We start from the raw sequence: 13,755 nt of genomic DNA, 5'->3' as shown, positions 1-13,755 counted from the left end.
GCTCGCGCCAAGAGGCGCGCCTCGGAATGACGGAGCAAAATCGAAGCATCGAACAAGAGGCAAGCACCCTATGAGCAACGACATGGTCCTGCAAAAGCGCGAAGGCGGGCTGCTCACCATCACGATGAACCGGCCCGAGCGGAAGAACGCGCTGAATCCCGAGATGGTCGCAGGATTGGTCGAGGCGGCGCGGCGCGCGGCCGACGATCCCGAGGTGCGGGCGGTGCTGTTCAAGGGCGCCGGCGGCTCGTTCTGCGTCGGCGGCGACGTCAAGTCGATGGCGGCGGGTCGCGCGCCGCTGCCGTTCGAAGTGAAGATGGCGAACCTGCGCCGCGGCATGGAGGTCTCGCGCATCCTGCATCAGATGCCGAAGCCCGTGGTGGCGCAGCTCGACGGCGCCGCGGCGGGCGCAGGCCTGTCGATGGCGCTGTCCTGCGACCTGCGTGTGGCATCCGAATCCTGCAAGATCACCACCGCCTTCGCAAAAGTCGGCTTCTCCGGCGATTACGGCGGCACCTATTTCCTGACCCAGCTGCTCGGCAGCGCGCGGGCGCGCGAGCTTTACCTGACCTCGCCGGTGCTCACGGCGAAGGAAGCCCACGCGATCGGCATGGTGACGAAGGTCGTGCCCGACGCCGAGATCGATGCGGCCGCGCACGAGCTTGCGATGTCGCTGGCACAGGGGCCGTCGATCGCACTCGGCTTCATCAAGCGCAACATCAACAACGCCGAGCATCTGCCGCTGGAAGACTGCTTCGACGGTGAAGCGATCCATCACACCCGCTGCAGCGACACCGAGGACCACAAGGAGGCGGCAAAGGCCTTCGTCGAGAAGCGCAAGCCCGCCTTCAAGGGGGCATGACCATGGCGCCGTACATGCGGCTGCGGCAGGTCTGTCTCGTCGCGCCGCAGCTCGCGCCCGTCATCTCCGACATCGCCGGGATCATGGGCCTCGCCGTCTGCTATCGCGACGGCAATGTCGCCAAATACGGCCTGGAGAATGCGCTGCTCCCGGTCGACACGATCATGCTGGAGGTGGTGGCGCCGTTCAGGGATGGCACCACGGCCGGCCGCTTCATCGAGAAGACCGGCGGCCGCGGCGGCTATATGGCGATCTTCTGCTGTAACGATCCCGACGAGCGCGGCCGCAACGCCAATGCGCTTGGCGTGCGCACGGCGAACGTGATCGACCATGCGCCCTATCACGGCGTCCAGCTCCACCCCCGCGACTGCCGCGCCGCGTTCATCGAGTTCAACCACACCGAAGGTAGCGACGACATTCTTGGTCCGTATCCGCCGGCGGGGCCCGATTGGCAAAAGTTCATCCGCAAGGATGTGACGCAGGCGCTGACGGCGGTGGAGATGCAGAGCCCGGACCCGCGGGGGCTTGCGGAGCACTGGGGGAAGATTATCGGCGTTGCCGCGAGTGGCGATGCTGAATTGAAGCTGCCCAATGCCACCTTCCGCTTCGTGAAGGGTGCCAGCGAGATCATGAGCGCGCTGGAGTTTCGAGTGACCGATGCCGCGAGCGTGCTGCATGCCGCGAAGGCAAAGGGGCTTGCGGTTGCGGGGAACGAGTTCTTGCTGGGCGGAGTGACGTTCCGCGTCAGTTGATTCTTGGCGTGATCCGTCACCCTGAGGTGCTCGCCCCTTCGGCGAGCCTCGAAGGGCGACGGCCACCGGCGGGGCCGTTCATCCCGCGAGGCTCCCGGCGCGATGCCTGGCATCGCGCCGCTCGCACCTCAGGATGACGGGTCGAGAGAGGCGTGCAGCGAGGCGCCGCCAGAATCACCGTCCCTTGAAATTCGCCGTGCGCCGCTCTTCCGTGGCCTTCACGCCTTCCTTGAAATCTTCCGTCGCACGCAGGCGCGTCTGCTCGGCGAGCTCGTGATTGGTTGCAGCCATCACGCGGTCCGCCAATCCGGCGCGCATCGTGGCGCGCGTCGAGAGCAGGCCCAGCGGGGAGCATTCGGCGATCTCGCCGGCGAGCTTCATCGCGGCCGCCTTCACCTGGTCCTGCGGCACCAGCTCGTTGGCGAGGCCCCATTTGACGGCTTCTTCGCCGGTGACGCGGCGGCTGGTGTAGAACATCAGCTCGGCGTTGTTCTTGCCGATCAGCTCCGGCAGCGTCGTCGTCAGGCCGAAGCCGGGATGGAAACCCAGCTTGGTGAAGTTCGCGGAGAAGCGTGCTTCGGGGCAGGTGACGCGGAAATCCGCTGATACTGCAAGGCCGAGGCCGCCGCCGATGGCTGCGCCCTGCACGGCCGCCACGATCGGCTTCTTGGCGCGGAAGATGCGCACGGCCTGGATGTAGAGATGGTTGATCGGACCGAGATTGTCGGCGGGATCGCCCTTCTTCTCGGCTTCACGGGCCTCCTGCGCCTGCCGCGCCGGGTCGCCGAAATTGGCGCCGGCGCAGAACGCCTTGCCTTGCGCCGACAGCACCGAGGCGCGGATCTCGATGTCGCGGTCGAATTCGTCGAGCGCATCCGCGATCTGGTTGATCAGCGAGATGTCGAAGAAATTCAGCGGCGGGCGGCGGATCTCGATGGTGCCGACGTGACCGACCTTCTCGACGCCGATATCTGTGTAGGTGCTCATGATGTCCTCGAAGTGTTAGCGCAAACCAAAGTCCGCGCGACTAGCGCAAACCAAGCCCACGCGCGATGATGCCGCGCAGCACCTCGGTGGTGCCGCCCTGGATGGTGAGTTTCGGTGCGGTCTTGATGGCGAAGTCGAGCTGCCGCTCCAGCGTTTCGCGGTTGGTCGCGGTCTCCTCGACAAAGGCGGCGAGATCGCGGACGCGGTGCGGCAACTGCTGCTCCCAGACCGTGCCGATGTCCTTGACGATGGACGCTTCCACCACCGGCTCCTTGCCGGCCTGCAGCATGCCCGCCACCGACACCGACATGCGCCGCATGGTGTGAAGCTGCGCGACGAGGCGGCCGATGCCTTCTGCGCTGCGCGTGTCGGGGTTGGGACCGACCGCGCGGACCAGCTCGGTCAGCACGTAATACGTCTCCAGGAAGCGCTCGGGACCCGAGCGCTCATAGGCGAGCTCGCTCGTTGCCTGCTTCCAGGCCCCGTCGACCTCGCCAAGCACGTGATCGTCAGGGACGAAGAAGTCGGTGAACACGACCTCGTTGAACTCGTACTGGCCGGTGATTTGGCCGATCGGGTTCACCTGGATGCCCGGCTGTTTCATCTTGACCAGGAACTGCGTCAGGCCGTGACGGCGGTTTTCCTTGGTCGGCTGCGAGGTCCGGAAGATCGCGATCATGTAATCGGCGATATGCGCCGACGACGTCCAGATTTTTGTGCCGTTGATGAGATAGCCGCCATCGGTCTTGGTCGCGCGCGTTTTTGCTGCGAACAGGTCAGAGCCGGAGTTCGGCTCGCTCATGCCGATGGCAAAGCAGATCTCGCCGCGGCAGATGCGCGGCAGGATATCCATCTTGATATGCTCAGGCGCGTATTTGATCAGCACCGGCCCGCTCTGGCGGTCGGCGACGAAGAAGCGCCGCGTCGGCGCATTGGCGACGCGCATCTCTTCGGTGACGACATAACGCTCGAGGAACGAGCGCTCCTGGCCGCCATATTTTTTCGGCCAGGTCATGCCGAGCCAGCCCTTGGCGCCGACCCGGCGGGAAAATTCCGGCGCATCGGTGTCTTCGCGGTTGGGCTTGTGCGGGTCGAAGGTGCCGGCGGCGATTTCTTCGGCGAGGAACGCGCGCACTTCCTTGCGCAGCTGCTCGCACTTCTCGGGCAGGCGGATCGGATCGAAACGGAGGGCAGCGGTCATGTGTTTCGTCTCCCGATCAACGCGACGCCACGAGCGGCCACAATTCGTCGGCCCCTCTGACGGCGACGAGCTTGCCGAGCTCGACGGCCCAGTGGCTTTCCGAACCGAAATCGTCGCGCCAGGCCAGCGCGCGCAGCGAAAAGCGGTGCAGGATATGCTCGCTGGTGAAGCCGATCGCGCCGTGGACCTGGTGCGCGATGGCGCCGCCTTTTTCCGCGGCTTCGGCGCAGCGGATCTTTGCGGAGGCGGCTTCGAGATAGACCTCGTCGTCGAACGATTTTGCATTCGCGATGGCGTCGGCGGCCGAGGTCGCGGCCGCGAGCGCGGCGGCGGATTCGCCGGCGAGGCGGGCGAGATTGTGCTGCACCGCCTGGAATTTCGAGATCTTCTTCTCGAAGGCGACGCGTTCGTTGGAATAGCGCACGGAGATGTCGAGCATCGCTTCCAGCGCGCCCGCGATCTGAAGGCTGCGTGCGACGCCGCCCATCAGCATCATGTGGGTCTGGTCAAAGCCCTTCGGTGCGGGCTTGATCGTGACGGGCTGCACCTTGTCGAGCGTGACGGTGTCGCTGTGGTCGTAGCCGACATTGAGGCCGGATTCGATCCGCCCCTTGCCGGCATCGACCAGCGCAATGGAAATGCCGTCCTTGCCCTGCGCGAGCACGGCAAAATGTTTTGCGGCTTTCGCAAAGGGCACGCCGCGGCAGCGGCCGGAGAGTGCGCCGTCAGCATCGAGCGAGATGCGATCTCTGGGAGAAGCCGGCAGCACCGTCATCTCGCCTTCGGGCGAGGCGATCTTCGCCTGCGCCAGCAGCCAGCCCGCCAGCATGGTCTCGGCCAGGGGAACCGCGACCGCGAAACGGCCGGCGGCGTTGAGCAGCGCAAATCCGTCGGCAAGGCCTGCACCGGAGCCGCCGAGATCGTCGGGCACCCAGGACAACGGCAGGCCGGCTTCGCTCAGCGCCTGCCACAGCGGCGCCCGCCACGAATCCTTCTTGTCGTTGTTGATGGTTTGCGGATCGGCGAGATCGGCGAAGATTTTCTCCGCGGTCTCGACGACGATATTGTCACTCTCCGCCACAGCGTTCCCCGTGTTTTGCCATTGGCGCGGTCCGGCGGATCGTGCCAGCGCGCAGGTTCTTCTTGCGCCCGATGATCCGAAAAAGCCATGGCCCTGACAAGCGTTGATCGCAAGCCCGTCTGCGGCACCGGCATGGGCAAGGGGTGGTCTGGATTAATTCCGCTTAGCGGAGTTTGCTCGATTTGCAGGGCGCGGCAAACTCGCTAAACAGGGCGCCGACATCAAAGACAGGGAAGGAAATCCGGATGGCCAAGGACAATCTGTGCGCAATCGTGACGGGATCGGCCTCCGGCCTTGGCGCGGCGACCGCGGCAATTCTCGCAGCGAGCGGGGCGCGGCTCGTCATCAACTATTCGTCGAGCCAGAAGGAAGCCGAGGCGACAGCCGAAATGTGCCGCAAGGCCGGTGCCGCCGAGGTGCTGGTCGCGCAGGGCGACGTGTCAAAGGATGAGGATTGCCGCAAGATCGTCGCGGCGGCGGCCGGATGGGGCCGGCTCGACATCCTCGTCAACAACGCCGGCACCACCAAGCATGTCGCCCATGCCGATCTCGATGGCTTGTCGGCTGAAGATTTCCAGCGGCTCTATGGCGTCAACACCATCGGCCCGTTCCAGATGGTGCGGGCGGCGCGCAGCCTGCTCGAGGCCGGGTCGAAGGCCTCGGGACGCCCGTCCGCCGTGGTCAACGTGTCGTCGGTCGCCGGCATCAGCGGCGTCGGCTCGTCGATCGCCTATGCTGCAAGCAAGGGCGCGCTCAACACGATGACGCTGTCGCTGTCGCGCGCGCTGGCGCCGCTGATCCGCGTCAACACGGTGTGTCCCGGCTATATCGACACGCCCTGGTTCACCAAGGGCCGCGGCGAGGCCGGCGCCAAGCAGGTGCGCGACAGCGTGGTGGCGAAGGTGCCGCTCAAGGTGGCTTCATCCGCCGACGACATCGCGCAGCTGGTCTGCTTCCTGGCGATGCCTGCGTCCAGCAACATGACCGGCGAGGTCGTGCGCATGGATGCGGGGATGCATTTGATTACCTAATTCGTCATTGCGAGCGAAGCGAAGCAATCCAGAATCTCTCCGCGGAAAGAGCCTGGATTGCTTCGTCGCTTCGCTCCTCGCAATGACGACGAGGAGGCAGTGCGCCTTCCCCGGACGCCTTAGCGTGCTACCCCTTGATCACGCCGCTCGCCACCAGCCGGTGCCAGATGAACAGCACCACCACCGCGCCGATCGTGGCCATGATGAAGCCGGCGCCCTGGTCGGGACTGTAGTGCCCGATCGCCTGGCCGACGAAGGTGGCGAGAAACGCACCTGCAATGCCGAGGATGGTGGTGAGGATGAAGCCGCTCGGGTTGTTCGGTCCCGGCGCGAGCCAGCGCGCGATGAGGCCGGCGATGAAGCCGACGACGATGATCCACAACAGGCCGCCGAAACTCATGACAATGCTCCCCTTACCGAGACGATGTAGATCAGACTTCGATTAAATTCTGCCCGAGAGCTCGTTCTCGGTCGGCAGCCGTCCGTCCGGCGTCAGATGATCGATCACCTGCGGCAGGTACTGGCTGAGGCCGGAGAGCAGTTCGTCGCGCGACAGGCCGCTCTGGGCTGACAGGCTTTCGATCTGGTCGGCGCCGAGCGCATTGGCGAGATCGCCGGGCGCGATCGCCTTGTTTTCGCCCTTGCCGACCCAGGTGCTCGCGGTCTCGCCGTGGCCGCCCTGCTGAAGCTGGTTGAGAAGGTCGCCGAGCCCGCCGCTGAGCACGCTGCCGGCCGCGCCGCCCGCGAGCAGGCCGCCGAGGCCGCCCTTGAGCAGATCGCTGAGACCGCCGCCGCTACCGCCCAGCCCGCCGGGAAGTGCGCTGCCACCCGTGTTCACCGGCGTCGGAGGCGGCAGCGGTGAGCGCTGCTGCGGGGCGGGCGTCGCGCCGGGCTGGCCCGCGGTCAAATGCTTGAAGGCCTTCCAGGCGAGCAGGCCGAGCAGCGCCATGGTCATCGGCGACATGCCGCCGGAGGACTTTTCGGAGCTGGGCGTGCTCGGGCCGCGGGGACCGTTCTGCATGCCGTTGAGGACGTCGAGTAGACCCATGGTGCTCTCCTTTGGCGTTCTCGTCGGCGAATTCTCGCCGCTGACGGCCCCCGAGGCGAAAACATATGGGGCTCTCATGACGGTTACAAGGCGAATGCGCGCAGCAGGCGCGATGGGCAGCCGGCGCTGCCTCTGCTATCGAAGGCGGGACGTTAACGGGAGCAAGGTCTGGTGGTTACGGATCGACCGATCGTGGTGGCCGGCGCGGGTGCCATCGGTTGTTTTGTCGGAGGCCAGCTGGCAGCCGGAGGCCGCCGCGTCGCGCTGCTGGTGCGGCCGCGGGTGAAGACCGAGATCGAGCGGTTCGGCCTGCGCCTGACCGATTTCGACGGCTCCGAGAAGAAATTGGGTGCGGGCCAGATCGCGCTCTCCGAGGATCCTGCGATCTTCCACAGCGCCGGCATTGTGCTGGTGACGGTGAAGAGCGCCGACACCGCCGCCGTCGCCGAGCAGATCGCGCAGCATGCGCCGCAGGATGCCGTCATCGTCTCCTTGCAGAACGGCGTCGGCAATGTCGCCGCCTTGCGCGAGCGCCTCGGCAGTCGCCGTGTGCTCGCCGGCATGGTGCCGTTCAATGTGGTCGCCATGGGCGAGGGGCGCTTCCACCGCTCGAGCTCGGGCGACATCCATGTCGGAGAGGACGCCGAGAACACGGCCGCGGCGCTCTCGGTGCCTGGCCTCAACGTGCGCCCGAGCGGTGACATCACCGGCGTGCAATGGGGCAAGCTGATCATCAATCTGAACAACGCGCTCAGCGCTCTCTCCGACATGCCGCTCGCCGCGCAACTGGCGAGCCGCGACTGGCGAAAACTGTTCGCCGATCAGATGGCCGAGGGGCTCGCTGTGATGAAGGCCGCCGGCATCAATCCGGTCTCGGCAACGCCGATCCCGGCGAGCTGGACGCCGACCTTGCTGCGGCTGCCCGACATGATCTTCAACGCGATCCTCGGACGCACGATGAAGATCGATCCCGAGGCGCGCTCCTCGATGTGGCAGGATCTGAAGCACGGCCGAAAAACCGAGATCGATTATCTCCAGGGCGCGGTCATCGCGCTCGCCGAGCAGAACAATGTCGCCGTGCCGCTGATGCGCCGCATTGTTGCGCTGATCAAGGAGGCCGAGAGTGCGGGCAAGGGCCCGCCCGGGCTGACGCCGCAGCAGATTCGCGGGTAGCGGCTTGGTGCGAGGGAGAAGCGCGATGAGGCATAGTTTGATGACAGGGCTGGCGCTGGCCGCACTCTGCGCCGCGTCCACGTTGGCGCAGGCAAGGCCGCCGACGGTCATGAACTCCCCCGGCTATGACAGGCGATTGCAGGAGAGCCGGTCGCAATTGGGCAGCTCACCGGCGACGGCGGATGCGCCGGTGGTCAAGCCGAAGCGCAGCAAGAAGAAGCCGCCGAATTGAAGCTCTCGTAGGGTGGGCAAAGCGGAGCGTGCCCACGGACTCTCTCAATCATGGATGAATGGTGGGCACGGCGCTATGCGCCTTTGCCCACCCTACGGCAGCTGCGCTTGCAATGGCGGCAGCACCCCTAACTCACCCCTTCTTCGCCGGCTTGCTCGGCGTCGGGTTGAACAGCTTTTTCAGGTCGTTCAGGCTTTCCGACAGCCGTGGCCATTCGCAGGAGAACGAGCCCTTGGCGCAGGGCGTGCCCTTCGATCGCTGGCCGACGGTCTGCAGGACCTTCGGCCGTTCCACCGGCACCGGCACGCGCGCGACCTCGGTGCGCAGCGCGACCTGCTGGAGCTGCTGCGCCTGCTGTTCCTGCTGCTCGCGCTGCTGACGCATGGCGGCCTGGGCCGCTTCATTGCTGCGGCGCTGATTGGCGAGATAGGCGGTGTAGGATTCGTCGATCTTCTTCTGCTCCTCCGGCGTCGGATTGGGACCTGCGATGTCGAAGGTGCGGTCCTGGAGGAAGTCGTAATAGGAATAGCCACCGCCGGCCTTGCGGCGGCCGGCGAACTTGGCGTTGCAGTCGGCGAGCGCGGATGTCTTCTCGGTCTTGGTTGCGGCCTTCTCTGCGGCGTCGGCGCATTCCTCGAAATCGACCGGTGCGCGCTTCCACCATTGCGCCTGGGCATGCGACGGCGTCAGCAGAAAAAATCCTGCTGCGGCAACGAGAAGCGCCGCACGACGCGATGCAACCACAATCGACATTCTACGAGAGCATTCCCTGGAAAACTCAACCCGAACTGAGTCGAGCCGGATTTTTGCCCCTTTATCGCCGGCTTGTCACCCGTGGAACCCGGGAATTTCATGACTGCAATGCTGACATTTTTTGCTTGACGTGGCGCGGGAGTCACAGCCGCGCGGCGCATGATGCGTTTAGAATTTTACTGGTTCGAATTCGAAGGGGACAATTCGTCATGAGGTCGCTGGCCTGTCTCGCCACACTCGCTTTGGTGCTGATTTGCGGCCACGCCTTCGCGGCGGACGAAGATGCGCCGAACCGCAAGCCGGTGAAGGCCGTCGGCGACGCGCGGCTCCCGGTCAGCGGCCGCGGCATGCTCCCGCTCTACCTCTCCCGCGACTGGTCGATGCCGTTGCCCGCGGTCTCGCGCGCGATCATCGTGCTGCATGGCCGCCTGCGCAACGCCGACGAATATTACATCTCGGCCAACAACGCGCAGGCCGCGGCCGGCGACGACGGCAAGGCCGCGCTGATGATCGTGCCGCAATTCCTGGCGGAGATCGATGTCGAAGCGCACAAGCTGCCGCAGGACACGCTGCGCTGGTCGCTGGAGGGCTGGGAGGGTGGCGCCGCCGCGCTGGCGCCCAATCCGGTTTCGTCCTTCGAGGCGCTCGATGCGATCCTGGCAAAACTCTCGGAACGACGCATCTTCCCGAACCTGAAACAGGTCGTGGTTGCCGGCCATTCCGGCGGCGGCCAGGTCGTGCAGCGCTATGCGATCGCCGGCAAGGGTGAGGCGGCCTTGTTACGCCAGCATATCGAGATCCGCTACGTCGTCGCCAATCCCTCGTCCTACGCTTATTTCAGCGCCGAGCGGCCCATGCCCAAGATTGCCGCATCGTGTCCCGGCTACGACAACTGGAAATACGGCATGGGCGAACGTCCGCCCTATCTCGCCGATGCGACGCCGGCCGCGCTCGAGCAGCGCTATGTCGAGCGCGAGGTCATCTACCTGCTCGGCACGCTCGACACCAATCCAAAACACTCCGCGCTGGACAAGAGCTGCATGGCCGAGGCGCAAGGGCCTTATCGTTACGCCCGCGGCCACGCCTATGTGGACGCGATGGCCAAGCGCGACCACGGCACGCCCAATCACCGGGTCTGGGATGTCGCCGGCGTCGGCCATGACGGCGACAAGATGCTGACCTCGAAGTGCGGGCTCGCCGCGCTGTTCGATATTCCGGGCTGCGGCGCGGAGCGCTGACGCCAGCGCCTTGAAGCTCCGGCCCCGGCTGTTACACTTCGCGCCGCGGCGCCTCACCCTGAGGCGACGCCAAGAAGACGAAGTGGAAACGCCTGATGCTGCTGCCCCTTTCCGACGTGCCGCGCTGGTACGCTGAACGCAAACCGCAAGGCACGATCGCCGTCCAGCATGGGCAGGATACGCTGACATGGGACGAGCTCGAACGCGGTGCCAACCGCCGCGCGCGGGCTTTTGCGGCCAAAGGCGTCAGGCCCGGCGATTTCGTCGCGATCGGCCTGCCCAACGGCAACGCCTTCTTCGAGACGTCGTTTGCGGTGTGGAAATGCGGGGCGACGCCGACCTCGCTGTCATGGCGGCTGCCGCGCGGCGAGGCCGCCGCGGTGCTCGATATCCTCAAGCCCGCGCTGGTGGTCGGCGGCGAGGCCGACTGGAACGCGCCGAATCGACTGCCCGCCGATTTCGTGCCGGACGGATTTTCGGACGAGCCGCTCAATCCGCCGGTGGCGCGCTACTGGAAGGCCATGACCTCAGGCGGTTCGACCGGCCGGCCGAAAGTGATCCTGGATCATCAGCCGGCGGTGACCGACACCGTTGCCGCGCCGCCGCTCAATATCCCCTTCGGCGTCTCGCTGCTCAATCCCGGCCCGCTCTACCACAATGCGCCGTTCATCGTGTCGCACTATGCGCTGTTCACCGGCGGCAAGCTCACCGGCCTCGTCAAGTTCGATGCCGAGGAGACGCTGCGGCAGATCGCGCGCGAACGCGTGCAATGGGTCAATTTCGTGCCGACCATGATGCACCGGATCTGGGCGCTGCCGGAGCACGTGCGCAACGCCTACGACGTGTCGAGCCTGCAGACCGTGTTTCACATGGCGGCGCCCATGCCGCCCTGGCTGAAGGAGAACTGGATCGCCTGGCTCGGACCCGAGCGCATCTGGGAGCTCTATGGCGGCACCGAGCGGCAGGGCTCGTGCATCATATCAGGTACGGAATGGCTGACCCACAAGGGCTCGGTCGGCAAGATCGGCGAGATGGCGAAGCTCCGCGTCGTCGGCGAGAACGGCAAGGACGTCGCGCCGGGCGAGACCGGCGAGATCTATTTCCTCAACAATGACGGCAAGGATGCCACCTACCACTATCTCGGCGCCGAGCCGAAGCGGCGCGCCGACGGCTGGGAATCGCTCGGCGACATCGGCCGGCTCGATGCTGAAGGCTATCTCTATCTCGGCGACCGCCTCGCCGACATGGTGCTGCGCGGCGGCGCCAACATCTATCCGGCCGAGGTCGAGGCTGCGGTCTCCGAGGCGCCCGGTGTACGGTCGTGTGTCGTGGTGGGATTGCCCGATCCGGAATTGGGCCAGCGCGTGCATGCCATCATCGAGCCGGAGGGCGATGCGGAGGGCCAGGCGATCGCAGACGGCATGGCAGACTTCCTGAAGGACCGGCTGAGCCGCTACAAGCATCCCGAGAGTTTCGAGATCGTCGCCGTCCCGCCGCGCGATGATTCCGGAAAAGTTCGCCGGACACTGTTGCGCGACGAGCGCGCGGCGTGGATGAAGGAAGGGCGCGCCTTCCGGATCATGCCGGCGAAGGCGCGGGCGCACGCCGAATGAGAAGGAAGGATTTTTGGACATGACCATCACCATTGCCGCGAACAGCGTGCCGAAGCCGCCCTCCGAGATCATCGAGGGCTTTCGCGGTGCGCCGACCTCGGTCATCTCAGACAATCTCGCCCGGCTGCCGGGCGCGGTGGGGCTGAAACCCTATCATCGCGGGGCCAAGCTGGTCGGGACGGCTTTCACGGTGCGCACCCGTCCCGGCGACAATCTCGCCATCCATCGCGCGCTCGAACTGGTCGGTCCCGGCGATGTCATCGTGGTCGACGGCGGCGGCGACGAGACCCGCGCGCTGGTCGGCGAGATCATGAAGAACATCGCGCAATGGCGCAAAGCCGAGGGTTATGTCATCGACGGCGCGATTCGCGACGTGGCGTCGTTCGCGGCTGACGACTTCCCCTGTTACGCCCGTGCGGTGATCCATCGCGGTCCCTACAAGAACGGCCCCGGCGAGATCAACGTGCCCGTGACAATCGGCGGCAGCGTGATATCGCCCGGTGACATCGTGGTCGGCGACGAGGACGGCGTGGTGTCGTTTCCGGCCGCTGGCGCCGCCGCGCTGCTCGAAGCCGTCCGCGCCCAGGTCGCGCGCGAGGAGGAGACCATGAAGGCAATCCGCGAGGGCCGCTACCAGGGTTCTTACGGCAAATCCTGATCAGACGAGAACGAAGGGGAGGACGGCGTGAGCCAGAAGGAAGAATTCCACCATCTCGACGACACCAGCGACGGGCTGTTCCGCGAGCTCGCGGCAGGGGTCACCACGCGCATCTTCTCCGGCGAGCAGGCGATGCTGTCGGTGGTGACGCTGGCGCCGCATGCGCAGGGCACGCTGCATCATCATCCCGAGGAGCAATGGGGTGTGCTGCTCGACGGCTCCGCCATCCGCGTCCAGGGCGACGAGGAGATCGCGGTGAAGAAGGGCGATTTCTGGCGGACGCCGGGCAACGTGCCGCACACCATGCGCGCCGGCCCCGACGGCGCCCGCGTGCTGGACATTTTCAGTCCACCGCGGCCAGAATACAAGAAAGCGGGATCGGGCTTCGGCACGACCTGACAGGCGCCAAAGAGCAAAAGCCAGGCGCAAGAACAAACAGGGAGGGAGACCATGACGATCACAAGACGGGCGCTGCTGGCCGCGCCCGCCATCCTCGCGATGGCACCGGCAAGCGCGCAGGCCGGCAAGATTACACTGGTGGTGCCGTTCCCGCCGGGCGGCTCGACCGATGCGATGGCGCGGCTGTTGCAGGCCAATCTGCAGACAAAACTCAACCGCATCGTCGTGGTCGAGAACAAGTCGGGCGCGGCCGGCGCGCTTGGCGCCGCGCAGGTGGCCAAGAGCCCCGCCGACGGCTCGACGTTCCTCGTCACCTTCGATTCCCACGCGGTGATCCCGGCGATCCTCGACAAGCCGCCGGTCGATGTCGAACGCGAGTTGATGCCGGTGTTGCTGATCGGCACCGCGCCTTACGTGATCGCGGCCGGCGCGGGCCGCCCCTACAAGAGCTTTGCCGAGGTGGTGGCGGCCTGCAAGGCGACGCCCGGCGCGGTGAAATACGCCTCCGTCGGCATCGGCACGCTCGGCCATCTCGCCATGACCGTGCTCGGCAACAAGGCCGGTGTCGAGATCATGCACGTGCCCTATCGCGGCGGCGGCCCGGCCATGAACGACGTGCTCGGCGGCCATGTCGATCTGATCGCAGGATCGGCGGCGCTGGTCGCAGCCCAGCTCGGCACCAACATGCTGCGTCCGATCCTGCAGCTCGGCCGCGAGCGGCTGGCGG

Annotated in this window: 16 protein-coding genes; 10 read left to right on the top strand and 6 right to left on the bottom strand. The window is 66.0% G+C overall.

The window, feature by feature from the left end:
- Window positions 1-70: 70 nt before the first annotated feature.
- Together PMI42_RS09795 and PMI42_RS09790 are read left to right on the top strand one after the other, a co-directional pair.
- Window positions 71-862 carry an enoyl-CoA hydratase gene (locus PMI42_RS09795; RefSeq protein WP_008133134.1) on the top strand — a complete coding sequence of 264 codons (792 nt, stop codon included), beginning with the start codon at window positions 71-73 and terminating at the stop codon, window positions 860-862.
- Window positions 863-864: 2 nt separating this feature from the next.
- A complete protein-coding gene (locus PMI42_RS09790; RefSeq protein ID WP_008133131.1) occupies window positions 865-1,614 on the top strand; it encodes a VOC family protein in 750 nt (249 codons plus the stop codon).
- 174 nt (window positions 1,615-1,788) lie between these two features.
- Here PMI42_RS09790 and PMI42_RS09785 read toward each other — a convergent pair whose 3' ends face one another.
- The 3 genes from PMI42_RS09785 to PMI42_RS09775 are packed head-to-tail and all read right to left on the bottom strand — an operon-like array spanning window position 1,789 to window position 4,883.
- Entirely contained in the window at window positions 1,789-2,601 is an 813-nt protein-coding gene (locus tag PMI42_RS09785) for an enoyl-CoA hydratase/isomerase family protein (RefSeq protein WP_008133129.1), read from the bottom strand.
- A 40-nt stretch (window positions 2,602-2,641) separates the two neighbouring features.
- Complete coding sequence (locus PMI42_RS09780) at window positions 2,642-3,802, bottom strand: acyl-CoA dehydrogenase family protein (RefSeq protein ID WP_008133127.1); 1,161 nt, start codon at window positions 3,800-3,802, stop codon at window positions 2,642-2,644.
- A 16-nt stretch (window positions 3,803-3,818) separates the two neighbouring features.
- A complete protein-coding gene (locus PMI42_RS09775; RefSeq protein ID WP_008133125.1) occupies window positions 3,819-4,883 on the bottom strand; it encodes an acyl-CoA dehydrogenase family protein in 1,065 nt (354 codons plus the stop codon).
- Window positions 4,884-5,128: 245 nt separating this feature from the next.
- On the opposite strand from PMI42_RS09775, the gene PMI42_RS09770 reads away from it, so the two are divergent.
- On the top strand, window positions 5,129-5,914 hold the full coding sequence (locus tag PMI42_RS09770) for an SDR family NAD(P)-dependent oxidoreductase (RefSeq protein WP_008133123.1): 786 nt from the start codon (window positions 5,129-5,131) through the stop codon (window positions 5,912-5,914).
- 127 nt (window positions 5,915-6,041) lie between these two features.
- Here the strand turns inward: PMI42_RS09770 and PMI42_RS09765 are convergent, their stop codons facing one another.
- Window positions 6,042-6,314, bottom strand: coding sequence for a GlsB/YeaQ/YmgE family stress response membrane protein (locus PMI42_RS09765; protein ID WP_008133122.1), 273 nt, complete (start codon window positions 6,312-6,314; stop codon window positions 6,042-6,044).
- Window positions 6,315-6,356: 42 nt separating this feature from the next.
- On the bottom strand, window positions 6,357-6,962 hold the full coding sequence (locus PMI42_RS09760; RefSeq protein WP_008133120.1) for a YidB family protein: 606 nt from the start codon (window positions 6,960-6,962) through the stop codon (window positions 6,357-6,359).
- 171 nt (window positions 6,963-7,133) lie between these two features.
- On the opposite strand from PMI42_RS09760, the gene PMI42_RS09755 reads away from it, so the two are divergent.
- Together PMI42_RS09755 and PMI42_RS09750 are read left to right on the top strand one after the other, a co-directional pair.
- Entirely contained in the window at window positions 7,134-8,135 is a 1,002-nt protein-coding gene (locus tag PMI42_RS09755; RefSeq protein ID WP_008133118.1) for a 2-dehydropantoate 2-reductase, read from the top strand.
- A gap of 25 nt (window positions 8,136-8,160) precedes the next feature.
- A complete protein-coding gene (locus PMI42_RS09750) occupies window positions 8,161-8,367 on the top strand; it encodes a hypothetical protein (RefSeq protein ID WP_008133115.1) in 207 nt (68 codons plus the stop codon).
- Between the two features lie 132 nt (window positions 8,368-8,499).
- Here PMI42_RS09750 and PMI42_RS39670 read toward each other — a convergent pair whose 3' ends face one another.
- Entirely contained in the window at window positions 8,500-9,120 is a 621-nt protein-coding gene (locus PMI42_RS39670) for a hypothetical protein (protein ID WP_008133113.1), read from the bottom strand.
- Between the two features lie 209 nt (window positions 9,121-9,329).
- Between PMI42_RS39670 and PMI42_RS09740 the strand changes: the two genes are divergently transcribed.
- The 5 genes from PMI42_RS09740 to PMI42_RS09720 form a co-directional block, all read left to right on the top strand.
- On the top strand, window positions 9,330-10,358 hold the full coding sequence (locus tag PMI42_RS09740) for a hypothetical protein (RefSeq protein WP_008133112.1): 1,029 nt from the start codon (window positions 9,330-9,332) through the stop codon (window positions 10,356-10,358).
- 95 nt (window positions 10,359-10,453) lie between these two features.
- The gene (locus PMI42_RS09735; RefSeq protein WP_008133111.1) at window positions 10,454-11,971 is read left to right on the top strand and encodes an AMP-binding protein; all 1,518 of its coding nucleotides are present in this window, start codon (window positions 10,454-10,456) and stop codon (window positions 11,969-11,971) included.
- A gap of 19 nt (window positions 11,972-11,990) precedes the next feature.
- Window positions 11,991-12,629, top strand: coding sequence for an RraA family protein (locus PMI42_RS09730; RefSeq protein WP_008133109.1), 639 nt, complete (start codon window positions 11,991-11,993; stop codon window positions 12,627-12,629).
- A 27-nt stretch (window positions 12,630-12,656) separates the two neighbouring features.
- The gene (locus PMI42_RS09725; protein WP_008133107.1) at window positions 12,657-13,028 is read left to right on the top strand and encodes a dimethylsulfonioproprionate lyase family protein; all 372 of its coding nucleotides are present in this window, start codon (window positions 12,657-12,659) and stop codon (window positions 13,026-13,028) included.
- Window positions 13,029-13,079: 51 nt separating this feature from the next.
- On the top strand, window positions 13,080-13,755 hold a 676-nt coding region (locus PMI42_RS09720), incomplete at its 3' end, for a tripartite tricarboxylate transporter substrate-binding protein (protein ID WP_008133106.1).

This window comes from Bradyrhizobium sp. YR681 (genome assembly GCF_000282615.1).
In the GTDB taxonomy this organism is placed as follows: Bacteria; Pseudomonadota; Alphaproteobacteria; order Rhizobiales; family Xanthobacteraceae; genus Bradyrhizobium.
The sequence above is the reverse complement of the archived record's forward strand: the minus strand, read 5'-3'. Positions and strand labels throughout refer to the sequence as shown.

What these genes read in the sequence shown, in the direction of transcription:
- PMI42_RS09795 (WP_008133134.1), top strand. Translation starts at nt 71, where the DNA reads ATGAGCAACGACATGGTCCTGCAAAAGCGCGAAGGCGGGCTGCTCACC.
- PMI42_RS09790 (WP_008133131.1), top strand. Translation starts at nt 865, where the DNA reads ATGGCGCCGTACATGCGGCTGCGGCAGGTCTGTCTCGTCGCGCCGCAG.
- PMI42_RS09785 (WP_008133129.1), bottom strand. Translation starts at nt 2,601, where the DNA reads ATGAGCACCTACACAGATATCGGCGTCGAGAAGGTCGGTCACGTCGGC.
- PMI42_RS09780 (WP_008133127.1), bottom strand. Translation starts at nt 3,802, where the DNA reads ATGACCGCTGCCCTCCGTTTCGATCCGATCCGCCTGCCCGAGAAGTGC.
- PMI42_RS09770 (WP_008133123.1), top strand. Translation starts at nt 5,129, where the DNA reads ATGGCCAAGGACAATCTGTGCGCAATCGTGACGGGATCGGCCTCCGGC.
- PMI42_RS09765 (WP_008133122.1), bottom strand. Translation starts at nt 6,314, where the DNA reads ATGAGTTTCGGCGGCCTGTTGTGGATCATCGTCGTCGGCTTCATCGCC.
- PMI42_RS09760 (WP_008133120.1), bottom strand. Translation starts at nt 6,962, where the DNA reads ATGGGTCTACTCGACGTCCTCAACGGCATGCAGAACGGTCCCCGCGGC.
- PMI42_RS09750 (WP_008133115.1), top strand. Translation starts at nt 8,161, where the DNA reads ATGAGGCATAGTTTGATGACAGGGCTGGCGCTGGCCGCACTCTGCGCC.
- PMI42_RS39670 (WP_008133113.1), bottom strand. Translation starts at nt 9,120, where the DNA reads ATGTCGATTGTGGTTGCATCGCGTCGTGCGGCGCTTCTCGTTGCCGCA.
- PMI42_RS09740 (WP_008133112.1), top strand. Translation starts at nt 9,330, where the DNA reads ATGAGGTCGCTGGCCTGTCTCGCCACACTCGCTTTGGTGCTGATTTGC.
- PMI42_RS09735 (WP_008133111.1), top strand. Translation starts at nt 10,454, where the DNA reads ATGCTGCTGCCCCTTTCCGACGTGCCGCGCTGGTACGCTGAACGCAAA.
- PMI42_RS09730 (WP_008133109.1), top strand. Translation starts at nt 11,991, where the DNA reads ATGACCATCACCATTGCCGCGAACAGCGTGCCGAAGCCGCCCTCCGAG.